Below are 6249 nucleotides of genomic sequence, written 5' to 3'. Positions count from 1 at the left end.
AAGCTGGGCGCGAGGGAACGAATAGTGCCCCGGACAATAATGCACTTCACCAGTACGTGCAACGTCCTCTGTGTCGGTGGGGTCGTGCCGAGACTGGCCGCACCCGATTCTACGCGCGGACGTTCACTACACTGGACCAGGTCATGAGCGTCCCGGGAATTTCAGCGTCCTCCCCCTACGACCAGCCCTGGCTGAGCATCGACGAGCAGATCGACCACCTCGCCGGCCGGGGGCTCGAGTTCGCCTCGGGGCAGGATGCCGCCGCTGCCCTGCACCGCATCGGGTACTTCCGGCTCACCGGCTACCTCCACCCGTTCCTGCGGCGGACGCCGGACGGGTCGGTCGACCCGGACGCCTACGTCCCCGGGACCGCCCTGGACCACGTGCTGCGGCTGGTCGACGCCGACCGGCGGCTGCGCCAGATCATGCTGGACGGTGTGGACCGCATCGAGGTCAGCCTGCGGATGAGGCTGGGGCACACCCTCGGCGAGATCGACCCCTTCGCCCATTTCGACACCGCCACCTTCGACCCCGGCTTCGTCCGGCGCTACAAGCACGGCCAGTGGCTCGCCGACGCGTCCGACAACCACCTGCGTTCCCGCGAGCAGTTCGTGGCGCACTACGCGGACAAGTACAACGGTGACCTGCCGATCTGGGCGCTCGTGGAACTCCTCGGACTGGGGCAGCTCGCGACCCTCTACGACGGTCTGCGCGACGACATCGCCACCCCGGTCGCCGCGGATCTCGGCGTCCCCGACCGTGACCTGCTGCGCAGCTGGCTCGCCGCGGTCAACGACATCCGGAACGCCGCCGCGCACCACGTCCGGCTGTTCAACCGGTTCCTGGTCATCGCGCCGATGCGTCCGCGCAACGGGTCCGTACCGCTGCTGTCGCACCTGGTTGAGCACCCTGGCCTGTCCGACCACCCGACGGGCGGCTTCCGGATCTACAACGTCGCCGCGGTGATGGCGTACCTCACGCAGCGCATCGATCCGTCATCCACCTGGACCTCCGATACGGCGGAATTCGTGGAGTCCTTCCCCCGCCACCGGAGTCTGGGCGTGGACGCGATGGGGTTCTTCGACGGCTGGCACAGCGAGGAGCTGTGGCGCCGGTAGCGGTCAGCGCTACGACCGCAGGATGCGCACCAGGACGGCGGCCGCATGCGACTTCGCCGCCCGCTCGGCACCGTGGGCATCGCCAGCCTCGAGGGCGTCCACGATGTCGCAGTGCTCGCGGAAGGCCTTGTGGCGGTTGATGTCGCGGCGCCACGCGTCCGAGCGGTAGAGGTACCCCTGGATATCCAGCTTGACCAGTGCGTCACACAGCGGCCGGTTACCGGAGGCCTCCCTGATCGCGGTGTGGAAGTCCAGGTCCAGGCGTGCGTCCCTCAGGGAGTCAGGCTCGGTCCCCAGGTTCGCCTCCTGGCGGTCGAGCATCTCCCGCAGTCCGACGATGTCGTCCAGCGTCATCCTCGAGGTGGCCTGCCAGGCAGCGAGCCCGTCGAGGAGCTGGCGGACCTCGAAGACCTGCTCGAGCGTCCCCCGGTCCAGCGCAGCGACGCGGGCCCCGGCGCGGGGCCGGTACTCGGCGACCCCCTCGACGGCCAGCTGTTGGACGGCCTCGCGCACCGGGCTGCGCGACACCTCGAGGCGGGCGGCGAGCCCCGGCACGCTCAGGGGTGTTCCCGGCGGGAGTTGCCCGGTGATGATCTCCTCGCGGAGTCGGTGCAGGACGGTTTCCGTCAGCAGGGCACGTCCTCCGGCACCGGCACCTGCACCGGTGGAGATGCTGCTGACGGGGGCGGGGGACAGGTCGGGGGAGTCGGGCACGGATCGGTTCCTTTCGGGCGGTGTCGGACGCGCAGTTCCGCGCCAACGAGGACAACTGTAGCGATTACATGTATTACGTGCCGGTTTCCCAGGTAAACTCTGCGTATCGGATATGCGCGGCCCGGAGGGTGCGGATCGTGCCCGCCGCACGCTTTTCTTCTCTCTGCCTGCGGATAATCGATGTGGTCCGGAATGTTTCCTTGCTTCCCTCCCGCCGTCGCTACATGGCAATCAACGGCGAAGACCCCTAGCGTTACATGTAATTACCCCGACGACGTTCACGGCCGCCACGGCCCCACGAGGAGAGACATGTCCGCACGAAGCACCCGTACCCGCCGCACATCGTATGCAGCCCGCACCCTCGGCGCCGCCGTCGGTGTCACCGCCCTGACCACCTCCCTGGTCGCCTGCTCCGACGGCGGGGGCGGCGAGGACGTCGACATCACCCCGGCCGCCGAGGAGTACCAGCTCGCCGACGTCTGCCCGGAGAACATCGACATCCAGCTGCAGTGGCAGCCGCAGTCCGACCAGTCCGGCGTGATCGGTCTGCTCGGGCCCGACTACTCCATCGACAACGAGTCGAAGTCCGCGTCCGGCTCCCTGGTCTTCGACGGCGGCGACACCGGGGTGGACGTCACCCTGCGCGCCGGCGGTTCCGCGATCGGCTTCCAGTCCGTGCCCGACCAGATGTACACCGACACCGACATCGACCTGGGCCTGGTCCACGGCGACCAGATGGTCGTCGCCGCCGACACCCAGCGTGTCGTCGGACTGACCCCGTTGATGAAGACCAACCCGTCGATCCTGATGTGGGACCCCGAGACCCATTCCGACTGGGAGGGCATCGAGGACATCGGCGAGTCGGACGCCTCGGTCGTCGTCTCCCAGGACCAGGTCTTCCCCCGCTGGCTGGTCTCCGAGGGACTGATCGACGAGGACCAGCTCGACACCAGCTACGACGGCTCCCCCGCCCGCTTCGCCGCCGAGCCCGAGAACGCCCAGCAGGGCTTCGCCAACTCCGAGCCCTACGCCTACGAGAACGAGACGGACGCGTGGAACAAGCCCGTCGACTACGAGCTCGTCCGTGACGTGGGCTACGACGTCTACGGCTCGAACCTCAGCGCCCGGCCCGACGATGTCGAGAAGATGGCGCCGTGCCTCGAGAAGCTCGTCCCGATGGTCCAGGAGACCAACAAAAACTACGTCGAAGACCCGGACGAGGCGAACTCGATCGTCACCGAGTGGGTGGGCAACGACAACTCCTTCAACCCGTACAGCGAGGACGAGGCCGCCGCGTCCGCCGAGGTCCTGCGCGACGAGGACATCATCGCCCCGGGCGATGACGGCGTGTGGGGCAGCTACGACATGGAGAAGACCCAGTCCCACATCGACATGCTGATCCCGGTGCTCAACGACTCCGGCTCGAACCTGCCGGACGAGATCGACGCCACCGAGCTCTACGACCCGCGGTTCATCAGCGAGGACGTGCGCTAGGTGTAGTTCCCCGTGAGGTTGTGAACACGCGCTGAGGGAGTCAGGCCCCCGATAGCAGTGTGGGCTCGGTGATGATTGTAGTGGTGCAGGAACTGCTCGTACACCGCCTCACGCGAAGACTCGCTGAGATACGGTCTCGCATAGGCCCACTCGTTCATCAGTGTGCGGTTGAACCGTTCGACCTTGCCGTTGGTCTGCGGACGATACGCCCGGGTGAACCGGTGTGTCACCTCCTCACCGAGGGCGTCGTTGAACGCGTGCGAGCGGTAGCAGGAACCGTTGTCGGTCATCACCGCCTCGACAGTGACCCCCAGTGAGCTGAAGAAGTTGTTGGCCCGGGTCCAGAAACCTGCAGCGGTATCTTTGCGCTCATCATCCAGGATCTCCGAGTAGACGACTCTCGAGTAGTCGTCGATGGCGTGGTGCAGATAGCGGTAGCTTTTCTGCGGTGCCGGGCGGTTGGCTGTCTTCCGGCTGGTGCGGTGCTGATCGGTGCCTTTACCTGCAGTACGCCACCCACCGCCATCAGGGATCCGCCCGAGTTTCTTGATGTCGACATGCACCAACTCACCGGGCCGGGTTTTCTCGTAACGGCGCGGCGCAGCCTTGCGCACCGGCAGGCCGGTGGCCTGATCGATACAGTCCAGGGTGGGCATGTGGTAGCGGCCCAGCACCCGACCAACAGTCGAGCGGGCCACACCGAGGTGGTAGCCGATGCGGTGGGGTCCCCAACGGTGGGTGAACCGTAGCTTGATGATCCTGCGTTCCCGCTGCTGTGACAGCTGGTGGGGGCACCTGTGTGGTCGGCTGGTGCGGTCGGCGAGATGTTCGCCGGCGCGGTGGCGAACCACCCAGCGGTGGACGGTGGCTGGGGAGACGTTGAACCTTTCAGCCGCCCGGCGTTGGGACCAACCGTGGTCGATGACCAGCGACACCAACCGGGCCCTGCCAGTCGGGGTCAGGGGTGCGTTACGGTGGGACACGGAAGACCTCCTGTGCGTTGTCGGTGCGTGGTTGCTCCACAACGGTTACCGGAGGTCTTCCTTATGTGTCATCCCCTGCGGTGTTCACAACCTCCCCGGGAAGTACAGCTAGGTTCCAGGCCACCGGGGGCTGCCACGCCTTTCCGCGTTCGATACCCTGTCTCCCATGACTCCAGCGGCCCTCGAACGCCACCAAGTGTGGTTCTACCTGGTGGCTATCGCCGTTGGGCTGGTCACGGGAACGGTTCTGCCGGACGTGGGGCATGTGTTCGACGCCCTGCTGTGGCCCGTCATCAGCGTGCTGCTGTTCGTCACTTTCGTGCAGATCCCGATGACCTCGATAGCCACGGCGTTCCGCGACATCCGCTTCCTCGCAGCCACGCTGCTGGGCAACTTCGCGGTCCTGCCGCTGCTGGTCTGGGGACTGGTCCAGTTCCTGCCCGGCGGCCCCGACCAGCAGGCGATCCAGCTGGGACTGCTACTGGTGCTGCTGGTCCCGTGCACGGACTGGTTCATCACCTTCACCCAACTCGCGAAGGGGGCGACGGCCCGGGCAACGGCGGTCACGCCGGTGAACCTCGTGGTCCAGATCCTGCTTCTGCCGGCCTACCTGTGGCTGATGGCCGACGCGGACGTCGGCACCGTCTTCGCACTCGGTGACGTGTGGCCGGCACTGGTCGTGGTCCTGGTCCCGCTGGGCATCGCGATCGTGTCCGACCTCTGGTTCCGCCGCTCAGCCACCACCGAGAAGACCCGCGACGCCCTGGGGTGGGGGCCGGTACCGCTGTTGTCCCTGGTGGTGTTCATGATCGCCGCCGCGCATGTGGGCTCCGTGCGGGATTCTCTTGGAGTGTTCCCCCTGGTGATCACCGCTGCGGTCGTGTTCATCGCCGTCGCGCTTGTCCTCGCCAGGCTGATCGCCTCAACCTCCGGCCTCCCGGCTGCCCAGGGCAGGACGCTGGCCTTCAGTTTCACCACGCGCAACTCCTTCGTGGTCCTTCCGTTCGCGCTGTCCCTGCCGTCCGGGTGGGAACTGGTCTCCATCGTGATCGTGATGCAGTCCCTCGTGGAACTGCTGGGGATGGTGTTCTGCATCTGGTTCGTCCCGAAGTACCTGTTCCCGGACGACACCGCCGCACCACCGCAGCGTTAAGCCTGGTCGGTGGGACGGATCATGATGGTGTCCACGTCCATGTGCGCGGGACGCCCCGCCACCCAGCGGATGGTCTCGGCGATATCGTCCGCCGTCAGATTCAGGTTGTCCGCGTACACGGCGTCCGCCTTGTCCCTGTCACCCTTGAATCGGTTCAGGCTGAAATCGGTGGCCACGCGACCCGGGTCCACCTGGCAGACGCGGACGCCTTTCTCGGCGAACTCCATCCGCATCACGTCGCTCAGAGCAGTCTCGCCGAACTTCGCGGCGTTGTAGCCCGCCCCGTTCCGGTAGGCCCCGCGCCCGGCGATGGAGACGACATTGATCACCTGCGGGGCCGTGATGTTCTCCCTGGTCAGCTCGCCGAACAGTGACTGGGTGACCTGGAGGGTGCCGATCACGTTCGCCTCGTACATCCACCGCCAGTCCTCCACGTCCCCCTCGAGGACCGGGTCGAAGCCACGGGCACCGCCGGCGTTGTTGACCAGCAGGTCAACCCCTCCGAGCTCGTGGACCTGCGCCGCGAGAGCGTCCACGCTGTCCCGGTCCGTGACGTCCACCTGCGCGATGTGTGCGGTGGCGTCCGGTGCCTGATCGGCGATGCGTCCTGCGACGTCCTGCAGTTTCCCCGGACGTCGGGCGGCCAGCACCACGTCCCACCCGTCAACGGCGAGGGCGACGGCGGTGGCTTCGCCGATACCGGCGGACGCTCCGGTCACGACGGCGAGGCGGCGGTTCTGTGCTCCAGTGGTTTGTGCTCCAGCGGTATCAGTCATGCCATAGAATC

At 66.8% G+C, this 6249-nt stretch carries 6 protein-coding genes; 3 read left to right on the top strand and 3 right to left on the bottom strand.

What is annotated here, in order from left to right:
* Nucleotides 1-143 precede the first annotated feature (143 nt).
* On the top strand, nucleotides 144-1118 hold the full coding sequence (locus ACTIL2_RS07625) for an Abi family protein (RefSeq protein WP_442336854.1): 975 nt from the start codon (nucleotides 144-146) through the stop codon (nucleotides 1116-1118).
* Nucleotides 1119-1127: 9 nt separating this feature from the next.
* On the opposite strand, the gene ACTIL2_RS07620 is transcribed toward ACTIL2_RS07625, so the two are convergent.
* Nucleotides 1128-1790, bottom strand: coding sequence for a GntR family transcriptional regulator (locus ACTIL2_RS07620; protein WP_442336855.1), 663 nt, complete (start codon nucleotides 1788-1790; stop codon nucleotides 1128-1130).
* 351 nt (nucleotides 1791-2141) lie between these two features.
* On the opposite strand from ACTIL2_RS07620, the gene ACTIL2_RS07615 reads away from it, so the two are divergent.
* Nucleotides 2142-3326, top strand: a complete 1185-nt coding sequence (locus ACTIL2_RS07615; protein WP_442336853.1) for a nitrate ABC transporter substrate-binding protein — start codon at nucleotides 2142-2144, stop codon at nucleotides 3324-3326.
* Here ACTIL2_RS07615 and ACTIL2_RS07610 read toward each other — a convergent pair.
* On the bottom strand, nucleotides 3323-4309 hold the full coding sequence (locus ACTIL2_RS07610; protein ID WP_442336852.1) for an IS481 family transposase: 987 nt from the start codon (nucleotides 4307-4309) through the stop codon (nucleotides 3323-3325). The two genes, ACTIL2_RS07615 and ACTIL2_RS07610, sit on opposite strands and share 4 nt — an antisense overlap.
* Nucleotides 4310-4475: 166 nt before the next feature.
* Here ACTIL2_RS07610 and ACTIL2_RS07605 point away from each other — a divergent pair, with 166 nt between their 5' ends.
* The gene (locus tag ACTIL2_RS07605) at nucleotides 4476-5462 is read left to right on the top strand and encodes an arsenic resistance protein (RefSeq protein ID WP_442336851.1); all 987 of its coding nucleotides are present in this window, start codon (nucleotides 4476-4478) and stop codon (nucleotides 5460-5462) included.
* Here the strand turns inward: ACTIL2_RS07605 and ACTIL2_RS07600 are convergent.
* Nucleotides 5459-6238, bottom strand: coding sequence for an SDR family oxidoreductase (locus tag ACTIL2_RS07600; protein WP_442336850.1), 780 nt, complete (start codon nucleotides 6236-6238; stop codon nucleotides 5459-5461). The two genes, ACTIL2_RS07605 and ACTIL2_RS07600, sit on opposite strands and share 4 nt — an antisense overlap.
* Nucleotides 6239-6249 lie beyond the last annotated feature (11 nt).

The organism is Corynebacterium sp. (genome assembly GCF_052107835.1).
Classification (GTDB): domain Bacteria; phylum Actinomycetota; class Actinomycetes; order Mycobacteriales; family Mycobacteriaceae; genus Corynebacterium.
Note: the sequence above shows the minus strand (reverse complement) of the source record. Positions and strands in the feature narration are given on the sequence as shown.